General features: G+C 71.6%; 12 protein-coding genes. 4 read left to right on the forward strand and 8 right to left on the reverse strand.

Going from position 1 to position 15,078, the window contains the following annotated elements:
* Positions 1–40: 40 nt before the first annotated feature.
* Complete coding sequence (glmS, locus tag HUT16_RS13615) at positions 41–1,897, reverse strand: glutamine--fructose-6-phosphate transaminase (isomerizing) (RefSeq protein WP_176192662.1); 1,857 nt, start codon at positions 1,895–1,897, stop codon at positions 41–43.
* Between the two features lie 99 nt (positions 1,898–1,996).
* Here glmS and coaA point away from each other — a divergent pair, with 99 nt between their 5' ends.
* Entirely contained in the window at positions 1,997–2,989 is a 993-nt protein-coding gene (gene coaA / locus HUT16_RS13620; protein ID WP_176188480.1) for a type I pantothenate kinase, read from the forward strand.
* 7 nt (positions 2,990–2,996) lie between these two features.
* Here coaA and HUT16_RS13625 read toward each other — a convergent pair whose 3' ends face one another.
* Both HUT16_RS13625 and HUT16_RS13630 read right to left on the reverse strand, forming a co-directional pair.
* A complete protein-coding gene (locus HUT16_RS13625; RefSeq protein ID WP_176188481.1) occupies positions 2,997–4,064 on the reverse strand; it encodes a glycoside hydrolase family 26 protein in 1,068 nt (355 codons plus the stop codon).
* 22 nt (positions 4,065–4,086) lie between these two features.
* Entirely contained in the window at positions 4,087–5,019 is a 933-nt protein-coding gene (locus HUT16_RS13630) for a hypothetical protein (RefSeq protein WP_176188482.1), read from the reverse strand.
* 321 nt (positions 5,020–5,340) lie between these two features.
* Between HUT16_RS13630 and HUT16_RS13635 the strand changes: the two genes are divergently transcribed.
* Genes HUT16_RS13635 through HUT16_RS13645 form a run of 3 tightly spaced genes read left to right on the forward strand, consistent with a single transcriptional unit; the run spans position 5,341 to position 9,667 of the window.
* Positions 5,341–6,870: a glycosyltransferase family 2 protein gene (locus tag HUT16_RS13635; RefSeq protein ID WP_176188483.1), complete on the forward strand. Its 1,530-nt coding sequence runs from the start codon at positions 5,341–5,343 to the stop codon at positions 6,868–6,870.
* Entirely contained in the window at positions 6,867–7,880 is a 1,014-nt protein-coding gene (locus tag HUT16_RS13640; RefSeq protein ID WP_176188484.1) for a glycoside hydrolase family 26 protein, read from the forward strand. The genes HUT16_RS13635 and HUT16_RS13640 overlap by 4 nt, the downstream gene beginning before the upstream one ends.
* Positions 7,880–9,667 carry a glycosyltransferase family 39 protein gene (locus HUT16_RS13645; protein WP_176188485.1) on the forward strand — a complete coding sequence of 596 codons (1,788 nt, stop codon included), beginning with the start codon at positions 7,880–7,882 and terminating at the stop codon, positions 9,665–9,667. Before HUT16_RS13640 ends, HUT16_RS13645 begins: the two co-directional genes overlap by 1 nt.
* A gap of 47 nt (positions 9,668–9,714) precedes the next feature.
* Here HUT16_RS13645 and glmM read toward each other — a convergent pair whose 3' ends face one another.
* From glmM to truA, 5 genes are all read right to left on the reverse strand, one after another.
* Positions 9,715–11,079 carry a phosphoglucosamine mutase gene (gene glmM / locus HUT16_RS13650; RefSeq protein WP_176188486.1) on the reverse strand — a complete coding sequence of 455 codons (1,365 nt, stop codon included), beginning with the start codon at positions 11,077–11,079 and terminating at the stop codon, positions 9,715–9,717.
* A gap of 137 nt (positions 11,080–11,216) precedes the next feature.
* The gene (rpsI, locus tag HUT16_RS13655) at positions 11,217–11,723 is read right to left on the reverse strand and encodes a 30S ribosomal protein S9 (RefSeq protein WP_176188487.1); all 507 of its coding nucleotides are present in this window, start codon (positions 11,721–11,723) and stop codon (positions 11,217–11,219) included.
* Positions 11,724–11,770: 47 nt separating this feature from the next.
* On the reverse strand, positions 11,771–12,214 hold the full coding sequence (gene rplM / locus HUT16_RS13660) for a 50S ribosomal protein L13 (RefSeq protein WP_014136251.1): 444 nt from the start codon (positions 12,212–12,214) through the stop codon (positions 11,771–11,773).
* A gap of 237 nt (positions 12,215–12,451) precedes the next feature.
* Positions 12,452–14,110 carry an ABC-F family ATP-binding cassette domain-containing protein gene (locus HUT16_RS13665; protein WP_176188488.1) on the reverse strand — a complete coding sequence of 553 codons (1,659 nt, stop codon included), beginning with the start codon at positions 14,108–14,110 and terminating at the stop codon, positions 12,452–12,454.
* 42 nt (positions 14,111–14,152) lie between these two features.
* Positions 14,153–15,055, reverse strand: coding sequence for a tRNA pseudouridine(38-40) synthase TruA (gene truA, locus HUT16_RS13670; protein ID WP_254897799.1), 903 nt, complete (start codon positions 15,053–15,055; stop codon positions 14,153–14,155).
* Positions 15,056–15,078: the final 23 nt, after the last annotated feature.

Consider the following 15,078-nt stretch of genomic DNA (forward strand, 5'->3'; position numbering starts at 1 on the left):
GTCGTGGGTACCCACTACGCAGGCATGGACGATACGCGGGCTACTCGACCGTGACGGACTTGGCGAGGTTGCGCGGCTGGTCGACCTCGTGGCCCTTGGCGGTAGCCAGCTCGCAGGCGAAGACCTGGAGCGGGACGGTGGAGACCAGGGGCTGCAGGAGGGTGGGGGTGGCGGGGATGCGGATCAGGTGGTCGGCGTAGGGGACGACGGCCTCGTCGCCCTCCTCGGCGATCACGATGGTCCGGGCGCCGCGGGCCCTGATCTCCTGGATGTTGGAGACGATCTTGTCGTGCAGGATCGAGCGGCCGCGCGGCGAGGGCACCACCACGACCACCGGCAGGCCCTCCTCGATCAGGGCGATCGGGCCGTGCTTGAGCTCGCCGGCGGCGAAGCCCTCGGCGTGCATGTAGGCGAGCTCCTTGAGCTTGAGCGCGCCTTCGAGGGCGACGGGGTAGCCGACGTGCCGGCCGAGGAAGAGCACCGAGCGGGCGTCGGCCAGCGAGCGGGCGAGCGCCCGGACGGGCTCCATGGTGCCGAGGACCTGCTCGACCTGCCGGGGGGCGTCGCCGAGCTCGCGGATGACCGAGGAGATCTCGTCGCCCCACTTGGTGCCGCGCACCTGGCCCAGGTAGAGGGCGACCAGGTAGCAGGCGACCAGCTGGGTGAGGAACGCCTTGGTGGAGGCGACCGCGACCTCGGGGCCGGCGTGGGTGTAGAGGACGGCGTCGGACTCCCGCGGGATGGTCGACCCGTTGGTGTTGCAGATCGCCAGGACCTTCGCGCCCTGCTCGCGGGCGTGCCGCAGCGCCATCAGGGTGTCCATGGTCTCGCCGGACTGCGAGATCGCGACGACCAGGGTGCGGTCGTCCATGATCGGGTCGCGGTAGCGGAACTCGCTGGCGACCTCGACCTCGCAGGGGATGCGGGTCCAGTGCTCGATCGCGTACTTGGCGATCATCCCGGCGTGGAAGGCGGTGCCGCAGGCGACGATCACCACCTTGTCGACCTCGCGCAGCACCTGGTCGGGGATGCGCAGCTCGTCGAGGGTGAGCCTGCCGTCGGTGCCGATCCGGCCGAGGAGGGTGTCGGCGACGGCCTTGGGCTGCTCGGCGATCTCCTTGAGCATGAAGTAGTCGTAGCCGCCCTTCTCGGCGGCCGAGGCGTCCCAGTCGACGTGGTACTCGCGGACCTCGGCGGGCGCGCCGTCGAAGTCGGTCACCGTGACGCCCTCGGGGCGCAGCTCGACGACCTGGTCCTGGCCGAGCTCGATGGCCTCGCGGGTGTGCTCGATGAACGCGGCGACGTCGGAGGCGAGGAAGTTCTCGCCCTCGCCGACGCCGACCACCAGCGGGGAGTTGCGGCGGGCGCCGACCACCGTGCCGGGGGCGTCGGCGTGCACCGCGACCAGGGTGAAGGCGCCGTCGAGCTGGCGGCAGACGACGCGCATGGCCTCGGCCAGGTCGCCGTCGTAGGCCTCGGCGAGCAGGTGGGCGACGACCTCGGTGTCGGTCTCGGAGCGGAGGGTGTGGCCCCGGTCGGCGAGGTCGGCGCGCAGCCGCGCGAAGTTCTCGATGATGCCGTTGTGGACCACCGCGACCCTGCGGTGGTCGTCCAGGTGGGGGTGGGCGTTGGCGTCGGTGGGGCCGCCGTGGGTGGCCCAGCGGGTGTGTCCGATGCCCGTGGTGCCGGCCGGGAGAGGGGTTTCGGCCAGCGACTTCTCCAGGTTGACGAGCTTCCCGGCCCGTTTGTCGGTGGTGAGGAGCCACTGCCCGTCGGCTCCCTCGGTCTGGACCGCGACGCCGGCCGAGTCGTAGCCCCGGTACTCCAGCCTCCGCAGTCCTGCGATCACTACGTCCAGGGCCGCCTGCGGCCCCGTATATCCAACAATTCCGCACATGTGCGCCAGCATAGGTGCGAATGTTCGGCCACTGAGCGGTCGGATGACCACACCGGGTGACCGACACCACAGCACCCGGCGGCCCGCGGACGGCCCACAATGGACACCGTGCTGACCGAACTCTGTACGAAGGGCGCCGCCCCGGCGCCCACTCCCTCCCCGTACGTGGATCTGGACCGCGCCGAGTGGAGCGCGCTGCGCGAGCGCACCCCGCTGCCGCTGACCGCGGAGGAGGTCGAGCGCCTGCGCGGGCTCGGCACCGCCCTGGACCTCGACGAGGTGCGGGACGTCTACCTGCCGCTGTCGCGGCTGCTGAACCTGTACGTGCACGCCACCCACGAGCTGCGCGGCGCGATCGGGAGCTTCCTCGACACGCCCGACACCGAGCGGGTGCGCACCCCGTTCATCATCGGCGTGGCCGGTTCGGTCGCGGTCGGCAAGTCCACCACGGCCCGCCTGCTGCAGGCGCTGCTGGCCCGCTGGCCCGAGCACCCGCGGGTGGAGCTGGTCACCACCGACGGCTTCCTGCTGCCCAACGCGGAGCTGCGCCGGCGCGGCCTGATGGCCCGCAAGGGCTTCCCCGAGTCGTACGACCGGCGGGCCCTGATGCGCTTCGTCGCGGACGTGAAGGCCGGCAAGGAGCGGGTGACGGCGCCGGTGTACTCGCACCTGGTGTACGACATCGTGCCGGGCGAGCGGCTGGTGGTGGAGCGCCCCGACATCCTGATCGTCGAGGGCCTGAACGTGCTCCAGCCGGCGCTGCCCGGCACCGACGGCCGGACCAGGATGGCGGTCGCCGACTACTTCGACTTCTCGATCTACGTGGACGCCCGCACCGACGACATCGAGGCCTGGTACCTGGACCGGTTCCGCAAGCTGCGGCGGACCGCGTTCCAGGACCCGAACTCCTACTTCCGGCGCTTCACCGAGGTGCCCGAGGAGGAGGCGATGGACTACGGCCGCCAGGTCTGGCGGACCATCAACCGGCCGAACCTGCTGGAGAACGTGCTGCCCACCCGCGGCCGGGCCACCCTGGTGCTGCAGAAGGGCCAGGACCACAAGGTCCGCCGGGCGCTGCTGCGCAAGCTCTGAGCGGGCGTCAGGACGCCGGGCGGTCCGCCACCGGCCAGCCGCGCAGCTTCAGGGTGGCCAGGCCGTCCGCGAACGCCTTGCGGGTGGCCTGGTCGGCGGTGAAGCGGTAGTCGTAGCGGCCGCCCTCCTCGACGCTGTGCTCGAACCAGACGAAGCCGGGCACCTTCGGGTGGGCGGCGATCCAGCGGAACATGTCGGTGATCCAGCCGGCCTTGCCCGCGCCCGGCATCGCGCCGGTCTCGGAGACGAACACCGGCTTGTCGGCGATCTCGCGCAGCCGGAGGTACGTCGGGTCGAGGACCTCGCCCGCGGTGGCCTCGCCGAAGCCGTAGCCGTCCATGCCCAGCCAGTCGACGTACGCGTCGCCCGGGTAGAGGTCCTTCAGGTCGCCGGAGGTGCCGCGCAGCACGTTCGGGCTCCACAGCCAGATCACGTTGTCCGCGTGCTCCCGGGCGAAGACGTCGTGCACGTGCCGCCAGGCCGCCGCGTAGTCGCCCGGCCGGTTGCCGTTGACGTTCGACCCCCACGGGTACCAGTCGCCGTTCATCTCGTGCGCGAACCGCAGCACCACCGGCCACTGCTGGTCGCGCACCGCCCGGGCGAAGCGGGTGACGTACGCGTCGAACTCGCCGTCGGCGATCCGGCGGGTGGTGTACCCGGACTGGTCGGCCTGGTAGGGGGCGTCCCCGGGCTCCCAGGTGAGCATCGGCACCGCGCCCTGCCGGTAGATCTCCCGCACCGTCTCCGGGTCGAACTCCTTGCGCCAGTCCAGGAAGTACTGCAGCATCGTCGGCCGCTTGCCGGCCGCCGCCGCGACCGCGTCGGTCTCGGCGGCCAGCGGCGTCTGGTAGGTGCTGACCCCGAAGTACACCCCGTCGGAGCGCAGCAGGTCGTCCTTGGTCGGCGGGACGGCCGGGGACTGCGGGGCGGTGGCCGCGGGGGGCGCGGAGGCGTCCCGGTCGTCGCCGAACAGGGCGCCGGCCGGGCCGGTGCCGTCGGACTGCGCCGAGCACGCCACCCCGGCGGCGAGCAGCACCAGGGCCACCGCGCCGCGGCACCACGATCGGCGGTTCATCCGTTCCTCCTTCGGCCGGAGGTCAGGCCCCCTTGGTCAGCAACTGGTCGAAGTAGCCGTCGAGTTCCTTGCCGGAGCTCTGGGCGACCTGGTCCTGGTCGCCCGCGGCGCCGCCGATCGGACCCGCGACGGTGAACACCAGGTAGCGGCCCTCGACCCGGTTGGTCAGCGCGCAGGAGACGTCACGGCAGAACACGGCGACGTCGTCCTGGCCGAACAGCGGCTGGATCTGGCCCTTGACGCCGCTGCCCGCCTTCTTCGCGTCCGCCTCGTCCTTGAAGACCGCGACGCCCACCGTCACCGCCGTGTTGCCGGTGAAGTAGGTGGCCCGCATCAGCCGGTTGCAGTTGGCACCGCTGAGGACGTCGCCGAGGCCGCCGCCGGTTGCCTTCCAGCACGTGTCGGTGTTGGCGATGGTCTTGCGCACGTAGTTGTGCCCGCCGATGTTCAGCGACTGGTCGGCGAACAGCACGTCGGAGGTGACCGCCGGGGGCAGCGGCTTGGCCGGCGAGGCGCTCCCGGACGGCTTGGGGGAACCGCTGGCCTTCGGGGAGCCGGTGGCCGGGGCCGACTGCGAGGCGGAGGCGACCGGGTCCGGGGTCTTGTCGTCCTTGTTCAGCAGGGCGACGGAGATCCCGCCCGCGGCGAGCAGCAGCACGCCCGCGCCGATGCCGACCACGAGGAGGGTGCGCTTGCGCCGCGCCTGCGCCTCGCGCTGGTCGGCCAGTTGCTGCCAGTCCGGCGCGGCCGGCGGCTGCACCGGCTGCGGGCCCGGCTGCACCGGCGGCGGCCCCGGGTAGGAGTACTGTGGCTGCTGCCACTGCTGGGGCGGCTGGGGCTGCTGCGGGAACGGCGGCGCGCCCTGGACCGAAGGCTGACCGGGCGCCTGCTGCGCGCCGCTGTAGGGCTGCTGCGGCTGGCCGCCCGGAGGGTTCGGACTCTGCGGTACACCCATCCCATCGCTCATGTGCGTGAATGCTAGGGCATGTGCGCCCATTCGGTGATGCCGCCTCCACAGCAAGCCGAAATGTCCGCTTTCTGAGCCGTCGTCACGGGCTACCGTAATGAAAGCGTCACTCGCCCGCCCCGAGTGGACAAAAGCCGTCGGCTAGACTCTAGCCGCCGCCGGCTCGCGAGCAACCGCCGCGCAGGCAGGCCGAATCGAGTCCGCAAGCACGGCTCACGGGGGCCACTTTTGTCCAGCAGTATCGAATCGACGCGCCGCGACCGGCGCCGAGCGGCCATCCCCACCCAGCGCCGCCGGAAGCCAGAGGCGGTGCCCCAGGTCGGGCTGCTGCCCCAACCCCCGGACTACAGCGAGAAGTTCGCGTACACCAAGCGACACCTGTGGGTGCTGACGCTCAGCTCGCTGGTCAGCTTCGGCTGCCTGGTCGTCAGCCAGGGCACCCTGGTCCTGGGCTCGCCCTGGCTGTGGTTCTACGCGCCGTTCCTGCTGTTCACCGTGGTCTACTACCTGATCTCGCTGCGGGTCACCGGCCTCAACGGCGACTTCGACCTCAAGGGCCACCGCCAGCTGGTGCGCTCCTGGCGCCCCGCGCAGTACCCGACGGTCGACGTCTTCCTCCCGGTGTGCGGCGAGCCCATCGAGATCCTGCACAACACCTGGACGCACGTCCGGGAGATGGCCGACAGCTACCCCGGCCTGTGCATGCCCTACGTGCTCGACGACTCGGCCAGCCCCGAGCTGGAGGCGATGGCCGCCGACTTCGGCTTCCGCTACGGCACCCGCCCGAACCGCGGCTGGTACAAGAAGGCCGGCAACCTGCACTTCGGGTTCGACAACTCCGACGGCGAGTTCATCCTCATCCTGGACGCCGACTTCACCCCGCGCGCCGACCTGCTGACCGAGCTGCTCCCCCACCTGGCCGCCGACCCGAAGCTCGGCATCGTGCAGTCCCCGCAGTACTTCCGGGTCCTGGACTCGCAGAGCTGGGTCGAGCGCGGCGCCGGCGCCGTCCAGGAGCTGTTCTACCGCTCCGTGCAGGTCTCCCGGCAAGCCAGGGACGGCGCCATCTGCGTCGGCAGCTGCGCCGTCTACCGGCGGGCCGCGCTGGAGGAGAACGGCGGCACCACCCTGATCGAGCACTCCGAGGACGTGCACACCGGCTTCGACCTGCGCCGCCTGGGCTGGGGCCTGCGCTACGTCCCGCTGGCGCTGGCCACCGGCGTCTGCCCGGACACCGCCGGCGCCTTCTACAACCAGCAGTACCGCTGGTGCTCCGGCTCGATGAGCCTGCTCGGCAGCCGCAAGTTCTGGGACACCAAGCTCCGCTGGAGCAGCCGGCTCTGCTACATGTCCGGCTTCTTCTACTACATCCACACCGCGATCTTCATCTTCCTGTCGCCGGTCATCCCGCTCACCCTGCTGATCTGGCACCCGGAGATGTTCCTGGTCGAGCGGCTGTGGCTGGTGCTGCCCAGCCTGGTGTACACCACGGTGATCTTCCCGCTCTGGCACCGCGTCCCGTACCGCCTGGAGGCCTGGTCCTGCCGGATGATGTACGGCTGGGCGCACTTCTTCGCGATCTGGGACATCATCCGCCGCAAGCGGATGGCCTGGCAGCCCACCGGCTCCAGCACCGCCAAGAAGAACCGGACCCGGCGGCTCTGGGTCGGGCTGTCCGTGTGGGGCGGCGGCACCGCGCTGGCCTGGGTCGGCGTCGCCGTCTGGCGCATCCTCACCGGCTACCCGCCGGACTACGCCCTGGTGCTCGCCTCCGGGCTGTTCTACGCCCTGGTGGTCGGCCGCACCCTCCTCCAGCCCCGAAGCGAGAAGGCCGCGTGAACCCGACCCGCCGAGCCCGGACCGCCGCCTGCCTGCTGCTGGCCGCGACGCTGGCCCTGCTGACCGGCTGCGACCGGCCCGGCTCCTCCGGCGGCGGCGACGCCTTCGGCCCGGGGAGCACCCAGGTCGCCTCCGCCGACCCCAGCGGCCGGGCCCCGGTCGACCTGACGCCGCTGCTCCAGCCCGCCAAGAAGTACCTGGGCGTCGCGCTGGACGGCGCCCCGGCCTCCTGGGACCCGGTGCAGAAGTACACCGAGATGGTCGGCAAGCAGCCCAACATCGTCGAGAACTACGCCGGCTGGGGCGACCAGTTCGACTCCACCGGCGTCCGGCTGACCTGGCAGAACGGCGCCCTGCCGTACATCGCCTGGGAGCCGCACGACACCCCGCTGGCCGACATCGCCAAGGGCGGCTCGGACGACTACCTCAAGGCGTTCGCCACCGCGGTGCAGAAGACCAACGTGCCGGTGGCGATCAGCTTCGCCCACGAGATGAACGGCCACTGGTACGACTGGGGCACCAAGACCAACAGCGCCGAGGACTTCGTGACGGCCTGGCGCCGGATCCACGACATCTTCCAGGACCGCGGCGCCTCCAACGTCATCTGGGTGTGGAGCCCGAACATCGTCAACCCGGTCCAGCAGATCCCGCTCCAGCCGTACTACCCGGGCGACGGCTACGTCGACTGGGTCGGCATGGTCGGCTACTGGACCGAGTGCTGCGACCGGGACTTCGAGCAGCTCTACGGCCCCACCATGCAGCAGGTCCGCAAGTTCAGCGGCAAGCCGTTCATCATCAGCGAGACCGCCGCCGAGCCCGGCAAGAAGGCGTCCTCGTTCGTCAACGAGCTGTTCACCGGCATCGAGAAGCACCCCGACGTCCTCGGCTTCGTCTGGTTCAACATCAGCAAGCGCGCCGACTGGCGGCTGGAGAAGACCCCCAGTTCGCTCAAGGCGTTCAAGGAGCACGCCGCCGACCCGCAGTACGGCTTCGACCCGAGAAAACCCTGATGACGCAGCAGCGCGACGACACCCACCGCCCCGAGGCCCCGGCCGAGGAGGACCGCTACCAGGCGGAGCGGAACTTCGGCTGGTTCACCGGCGAACGCGACCCGGAGGAGGAGGCCGCGGAGCAGCGGCAGCTGCAACAGCAGTTGCTGCAGCAGCAGTTGCTGCGGCAGCCGTCCGCCCCCGCCGAACCCCGGTACGCCGCCCCCGCCGAACCCGGCTACACCGTCCCCGACGTCCCCGACGTCGGCTGGGACCCGCTGCCCAGCAGCCGCCGCACCTGGGTCAGCCGCCTGGTGCTGCTCGTCGTCCTGGTCACCCAGGCGCTGCTGACGCTCCGGCTGGGCAACAGCGCCTTCGAGGACGAGGCCCTGTACCTGTACGCGGGCCACCTGCAGCTGCACCACCTCCAGGGCGGCCCCCCGCTGCCGGACTCCTTCGCCTCGTACTTCTCCGGCTCGCCGCTGCTGTACCCGCCGCTGGCCGCCGCCGCCGACGCGCACTTCGGCCTGGCCGGCGCCCGCGCCCTGTCGCTGGCGTTCATGCTGGGCGCCACCGCGCTGCTGTACATGATGACCCGCCGGCTGTTCAACGAGCGGGTCGCCCTGGTCGCCGCGGCCTGCTTCGCGGTCACCCAGTCCACCCTGTTCATGGGCGCGCTGGCCACCTACGACGCGCTGGCGCTGTTCCTGATCGCGCTCGCCGCCTGGCTCGCGGTGCGCACCGCCCGCAACGGCTGGTGGCTGGCCACCCTGCTGATGCCGCCGGTGCTGCTGCTGGCCGTCGCGGTCAAGTACGCCTCGCTGATGTACGTCCCGGTCGTGATCGCGCTGGCCTGCCTGGCCGCCGTCCCGCACCACGCCTGGTGGTCGCTGCTGCGGCTGTTCACGATCCCCGCCGTCGCGGTCGGCGGCGCCTACGCCGCGCTGCGGCTCACCGGCTCCGACGTGCTGGAGGGCCTGCGGTCCACCACCACCGGCCGGGCCGCCGGCCACGGCGTCCGGCTGGACATGCTCCGCGACTGCGCCGAGTGGGGCGGCCTGCTGTTCGCCCTCGCCCTGCTGGGCACCGTGCTGTACGCCCGCAAGGGCCGGATGAGCGAGGCCCCCACCCTCCAGGCGGTCCGGGTGCCGCGCCGGCTCTGGCGCGTCCTGATGGGCCTGCTGCTGACCGGCACCGCGCTGCTCGCCCCGGCCTACCAGATCTGGATCCACGAGAGCGTCTCGCTGCACAAGCACATCGGCTACGGCCTGCTCTTCGCCACCCCGATGGCCGCCCTCGGCATCACCCGCGTGGTCGGCTCGCACTTCCGCCACCCGCAGCTCGGCATCCTCGCCTGGGTCACCATGCTGGTGCTCGGCATGGTGCAGTCGACCAGCCTATACCACGCCTGGCCGAACTCCGACCAGCTGATCACCACGCTGGACCGGCAGCTGGTGCCCGACGGCCACTACCTGGTCGAGGCGAACTCGGTGCCCCGCTACTACCTGCGCCGACAGGTCGGCTTCGACCAGTGGACGTCCACGTACACGATCACCTACCAGACCAAGGACAAGAAGGTGCTCACCGGCGAGGCGGGCTTCAAGGCCGCCCTCACCGACAGCTACTTCGACGTGGTGGTGTTCGACCGGACGGTCACCGGCGCCCTCGACGACAAGCTCACCCAGCAGCTGCGCGCCGAGGGCAAGTACCGGCTGCTGGTCAGCATCCCGTACCGCAACAGCTACGGCACCGGCTTCTACCAGGTGTGGATCCCGGTGAAGAAGAACGCCCCGCAGCCGCAGCAGTAGGCGCCCGTCGGGGGGAGGGCCGGGCCCTCCCCCCGACGGCGGCCCGCTCAGCCCAGGTGCAGCCGCACCGCGTCGGCGAGCCGCTGGCAAACGTCCTGCGCCTGCTCCTGGCCGACCGCCTCGACCATCACCCGCACCAGCGGCTCGGTGCCGGACTTGCGCAGCAGCACCCGGCCGGTGGTGCCGAGCTCGGCCTCCGCCGCGGCCACCGCCTCCTGCAGCTCGGCGCAGGACTCCACCCGGTCCTTGTCCACGCCCTTGACGTTGATCATCACCTGCGGGAGCCGGGTCATCACCGAGGCCAGGTCCGCCAGCGGCTGCTTGGTGGCGGCCAGCCGGGCGCCCAGCATCAGGCCGGTCAGGGTGCCGTCGCCGGTGGTCGCGTGGTCCAGCAGGATCACGTGCCCGGACTGCTCGCCGCCCAGCGCGTAGCCGTGCTGCTTCATCTCCTCCAGCACGTACCGGTCGCCGACCGCGGTGTGCACCAGGCCGATGCCCTCGCGCTCCATCGCCAGGGTGAAGCCCAGGTTCGACATCACGGTGGCGACGGCGGTGTTGCGGCGCAGCGTGCCGGCCTCCTTCATGCCGACCGCCAGGATCGCGATGATCTGGTCGCCGTCGACCTCGTTGCCCTCCGCGTCGGCGGCCAGGCAGCGGTCGGCGTCGCCGTCCAGGGCGACGCCCAGGTCGGCCCGGTGCTCCTTCATCGCGGCCCGCAGCTTGTCCAGGTGGGTGGAGCCGACGCCGTCGTTGATGTTCAGGCCGGTCGGCTCGGTGCCCAGGGTGTACACCACCTCGGCGCCGGCCCGGGCGAACGCCTCCGGGGCGACCCGGGCGGCCGCGCCGTGTGCGCCGTCGATGACCACCCGCACCCCGTCGAGCCGGTTCGGCAGCACCGCGACCAGGTGCGCCACGTACCGGTCGAAGCCCTCGTTGTACTGGCGGACCCGGCCGACCGCCGCGCCGGTGGGGCGCTTCCAGCTCTCGTCGCCGGCGCCGTAGCGGTGGTAGTGCGCCTCGATGGCGTCCTCCAGCGCGTCGTCCAGCTTGTGGCCGCCGCGGGCGAGGAACTTGATGCCGTTGTCGGGCATCGCGTTGTGGCTGGCGGACAGCATCACGCCGAAGTCGGCGCCGAGCGCGCCGGTCAGGTACGCCACCGCGGGGGTGGGCAGCACGCCGACCCGCAGCACGTCCACGCCGGCGCTGGCCAGGCCGGCGATCACGGCGGCCTCCAGGAACTCTCCGGACGCCCGCGGGTCCCGGCCGACCACGGCCACCGGCCGGTGCCCCTCGAACGCGTTGGCGTCGCCGAGCACATGCGCGGCGGCCACCGACAGGCCCAGTGCCAGTTCGGCGGTCAGGCCCTCGTTGGCCACCCCGCGCACCCCGTCCGTACCGAAGAGTCGTGCCATGTTCGCGTTCGTCCCGTCCTGTCGCGCCTGTGGTGGGCTCGTGTGGTGCCGCCCCCGCGGACTCCGCACCGGTCCGGGAGGCACAACGCCCCGGAGCACAGAAGTGCTCCGGGGCGAGGATCGCATGAAGGGTGCGATTAGCGCTTGCTGTACTGCGGCGCCTTGCGGGCCTTCTTGAGACCGGCCTTCTTGCGCTCGACGGCGCGGGCGTCGCGGGTCAGGAAGCCGGCCTTCTTAAGCGGGCCGCGGTTGTTGTCCACGTCCGCCTCGTTCAGCGCACGGGCGACGCCGAGGCGCAGCGCGTAGGCCTGACCGGAGACGCCGCCGCCGGCGATGCGGGCGATGACGTCGTAACGGCCGTCGAGCTCCAGGAGCTTGAAGGGCTCGTTCACGGTCTGCTGGTGCACCTTGTTGGGGAAGTAGTTCTCCAGGGTGCGACCGTTGATCTTCCACTGGCCGGTGCCGGGGACGATGCGCACGCGGGCGATCGCCTCCTTGCGGCGGCCGAGGCCGGCGCCGGGGACGGCCTCGCCGAAGCGGCCGGCCAGCGACTCGGTGGTGTACTCGGTCTCGGTGGTGTACTCGTCGACGTTCTCGTCGTCGAAGTCGACCTCGAGGGTGCTCTCGATGGCAGTCTCGGCCACGGTGTTCCTCAGCTCTTCTACGTCAGTTGGGGTGTGGGTGGCCGGAATTACTGCGCGACCTGGGTGATCTCGAACGGCACCGGCTGCTGCGCAGCGTGCGGGTGCTGGTCGCCCGAGTAGACCTTCAGCTTCGAGAGCATCTGACGGCCCAGGCTGTTCTTCGGAACCATGCCCTTGATGGCCTTCTCGACGGCCTTCTCCGGGTTGTTCGCGAGCAGGTCGTCGTAGCGGACCGAGCGGAGACCGCCCGGGAAGCCGCTGTGGCGGTAGGCCAGCTTCTGGGTCTTCTTGTTGCCCGAGAGGTGCACCTTGTCGGCGTTGATGATGATGACGAAGTCACCAGTGTCAACGTGCGGCGCGTAGATCGCCTTGTGCTTGCCCCGCAGGAGGTTGGCGGCCTGGGAGGCCAGGCGGCCGAGCACGACGTCGGTCGCGTCGATGACGTGCCACTGACGCTGGACGTCGCCGGGCTTGGGGCTGTACGTACGCACGGTCGTAGCCTTCGCTTTTCAGTGAGTGGGTCCTGACAGGAGCACCAAGGCCCGGGGCCTCCAGCCGATCCGCCCGGACGCAATTCGGGCAGCCGCTGGAGTTCGGCCTGTCGTCTCCGGCGTACCGACCTCTCACGTGAGATAGAGCGAGCCAATACGCACAACAGCGGCCAACGATACCGGGCCGGTGGGGCGGATTCCAAACCGGCCCGGCCCCGCGGCCTCGACATCGACGGATCAGCGGTCCCGGACCACCCGGGTCTCGTCCCAGACCGGCTCCGGGGACTCGTAGACCCGGCCGTCCGAGCCGAACACCAGGAAGCGGTCGAAGCTCCGGGCGAACCAGCGGTCGTGGGTGACGCACAGCACGGTGCCGTCGAACGCCTCCAGGCCCTGCTGGAGCGCCTCGGCGCTCTCCAGGTCCAGGTTGTCGGTCGGCTCGTCCAGCAGCAGCGCGGTGGAGCCCGACAGCTCCAGCTTGAGGATCATCAGCCGGGCCTGCTGCCCGCCGGACAGCGACTCGAACTTCTGCTCCTCCTGCCGGTCCAGCTCGTAGCGGCGCAGCGCGGACATCGCCGCGCCGCGGGAGAGCGCGTGCTCCTCCTCGACGATCGAGCGCACCGTGCGGCCGAGCAGCTCCGGGTGGGCGTGGGTCTGCCGGAAGTGCCCCGGCACCACCCGGGCGCCGAGCTTCCAGCTGCCGCCGTGCCGCACCGTCCCGTCCCCGGCCAGCAGCCGCAGGAAGTGCGACTTGCCGGAGCCGTTGGAGCCCAGCACCGCGACCCGCTCGCCGTAGTAGACCTCCAGGTCGAAGGGCTTCATCAGGCCGGACAGCTCCAGGCCCTGCAGGGTGAAGGACCGCACGCCGGTGCGGCCGCCCTTGAGCCGCATGGTGATCGACTGCTCGCGCGGCGGCTCCTCCGGCCGGCCGGCCTCCTCGAACTTCTTCAGCCGGGTCTGCGCGGCGGCGTAGCGGGTCGCCAGGGCGTGGCTGACCGAGGCCGCCTGCCGCAGGTTGACCACCAGCTTCTTCAGCTTGGCGTGCTCCTCGTCCCAGCGGCGGCCGAGCTCCTCGAAGCGCGCGAAGCGGTCCTGGCGGGCCTGGTGGAAGGACTCGAAGCCGCCGCCGTGCACCCAGACGCTGGAGCCGGCCGCGCCGGACTCCACCGCGATGATCTTCTCGGCGGTGCGGGAGAGCAGCTCGCGGTCGTGCGAGATGTAGAGCACCGTCTTGCCGGTGGTCCGGATCGCCTCCTCCAGCCAGCGCTTGCCCGGCACGTCCAGGTAGTTGTCCGGCTCGTCGAGCAGCAGCACCTCGTCCGGGCCGCGCAGCAGCGCCTCCAGCACCAGCCGCTTCTGCTCGCCGCCGGAGAGGGTGTTCAGGCCGCGCCACTGGGCCCGGTCGAACGGCATGCCCAGGGCCGCCGTGGTGCAGACGTCCCAGTCCGCCTCGTACTCGTAGCCGCCGGCGTCCGACCAGTCGGACAGCGCCTGGGCGTAGGCCATCTGCGACTTCTCGTCGTCCTGCGCGATCATCGCCAGCTCCGCGGCGTCCACCGCGCGGGCCGCGTCGGCGATCCGCTCGGGGGCGACGGAGACCAGCAGGTCGCGCACCGAGGCGTCGGCGGGCAGCGCGCCCGGGGCGTCCTCGGCGCTCTCCCGGCCGGTGGTGCCGACGAACTGGCGCATCACGCCCAGGCCGCCGGTGACGGTCACCGAGCCGCCGTGCGGCTGGGTGTCGCCCGCGATCATGCGCAGCAGCGTGGTCTTGCCGGCGCCGTTGGCGCCGACCAGGGCGACGGCCGCGCCCTCGCCGACCCGGAAGGACGCGTCGTCGAACAGCACCCGCCCGTCCGGCAGGTAGTACTCCAGGTGCGAAATCTCGACGTGTCCCATGCTCCGGAATTGTGCCAAGCCCCCACCCCGCGACAAAACGGATTACCCGGCCGGTTCGCCCAGCGTCCGCAGCCGCCGCGAGATCCGGTTGCGCTCGGCGAGCAGTTCGTCGGCCGGGTAGCCGACCTCCTCCAGGGTCAGCCCGTGCGGCCGGATCACGTTGACCGCCGAGTTGCGCACCCCGCCGGCCAGCACCTCGCCCGGGAACTCCACCGGCCGGTGCCCGTCGCCGACCAGCAGCATCGCCCCGACCAGCGCGCGCACCATGTTGTGGCAGAAGGCGTCCGCCCGCACCGTGGCCACCGCCAGCGAGCCCTCCTGGGCCGCGTACGGGTCGATCGGCACCCGCTCCCAGTGCAGCTCCAGCAGGGTGCGGATGGTGGTGGCGCCCTCGCGCTTCTTGCAGTACGCCGCGAAGTCGTGCTCGCCGACCAGCAGCGCCGCCGCCTCGTTCATCCGCTCCAGGTCCAGCGGCCGGTCGTGCCAGAGCACGTGCCCGCGCAGCAGCGGGTCGACCCCGCCGGGGTGGTCGGCCACCCGGTACGCGTAGCGCCGCCAGACCGCCGCGAACCGGGCGTCGAAGCCGTGCGGCGCCTCGGACACCCGGTACACCCGGACGTCGGCGGGCAGCCGCCCGGCGAGCCGCCGCAGCAGCTTGGCGCCGTGCTGGGCCCAGAGCGCGTCGGGGAGGTCGACGTGCGCGACCTGGCCGCGGGCGTGCACCCCGGCGTCGGTGCGGCCGGCCACGGTCAGCGGGAAGTTCTCCTCGCTGCGCAGCACGATCCGCAGCGCGTCCTCCAACTCGCCCTGCACGGTGCGCCGTTCGCGCTGCCGGGCCCAGCCGGAGAACTCCGCGCCGTGGTAGGCGAGGTCCAGCCTGACCCGGGTGTGCCCGTCCGCCGGGCCGTCCTTCACCGGCGGCAGCTCGGCGCAGTCGTTCACCACTCCAACTCCCCTGTCTGACAAGC

Origin of the sequence: Kitasatospora sp. NA04385, from assembly GCF_013364235.1 — a bacterium.
Taxonomy (GTDB): domain Bacteria; phylum Actinomycetota; class Actinomycetes; order Streptomycetales; family Streptomycetaceae; genus Kitasatospora.

Excerpts from the sequence above, each read along its gene's own strand:
- coaA (WP_176188480.1), top strand. The coding sequence starts at position 1,997 with ATGGACACCGTGCTGACCGAACTCTGTACGAAGGGCGCCGCCCCGGCG.
- HUT16_RS13665 (WP_176188488.1), bottom strand. The coding sequence starts at position 14,110 with ATGGGACACGTCGAGATTTCGCACCTGGAGTACTACCTGCCGGACGGG.
- glmM (WP_176188486.1), bottom strand. The coding sequence starts at position 11,079 with ATGGCACGACTCTTCGGTACGGACGGGGTGCGCGGGGTGGCCAACGAG.
- HUT16_RS13630 (WP_176188482.1), bottom strand. The coding sequence starts at position 5,019 with ATGGGTGTACCGCAGAGTCCGAACCCTCCGGGCGGCCAGCCGCAGCAG.
- HUT16_RS13645 (WP_176188485.1), top strand. The coding sequence starts at position 7,880 with ATGACGCAGCAGCGCGACGACACCCACCGCCCCGAGGCCCCGGCCGAG.
- HUT16_RS13625 (WP_176188481.1), bottom strand. The coding sequence starts at position 4,064 with ATGAACCGCCGATCGTGGTGCCGCGGCGCGGTGGCCCTGGTGCTGCTC.
- glmS (WP_176192662.1), bottom strand. The coding sequence starts at position 1,897 with ATGTGCGGAATTGTTGGATATACGGGGCCGCAGGCGGCCCTGGACGTA.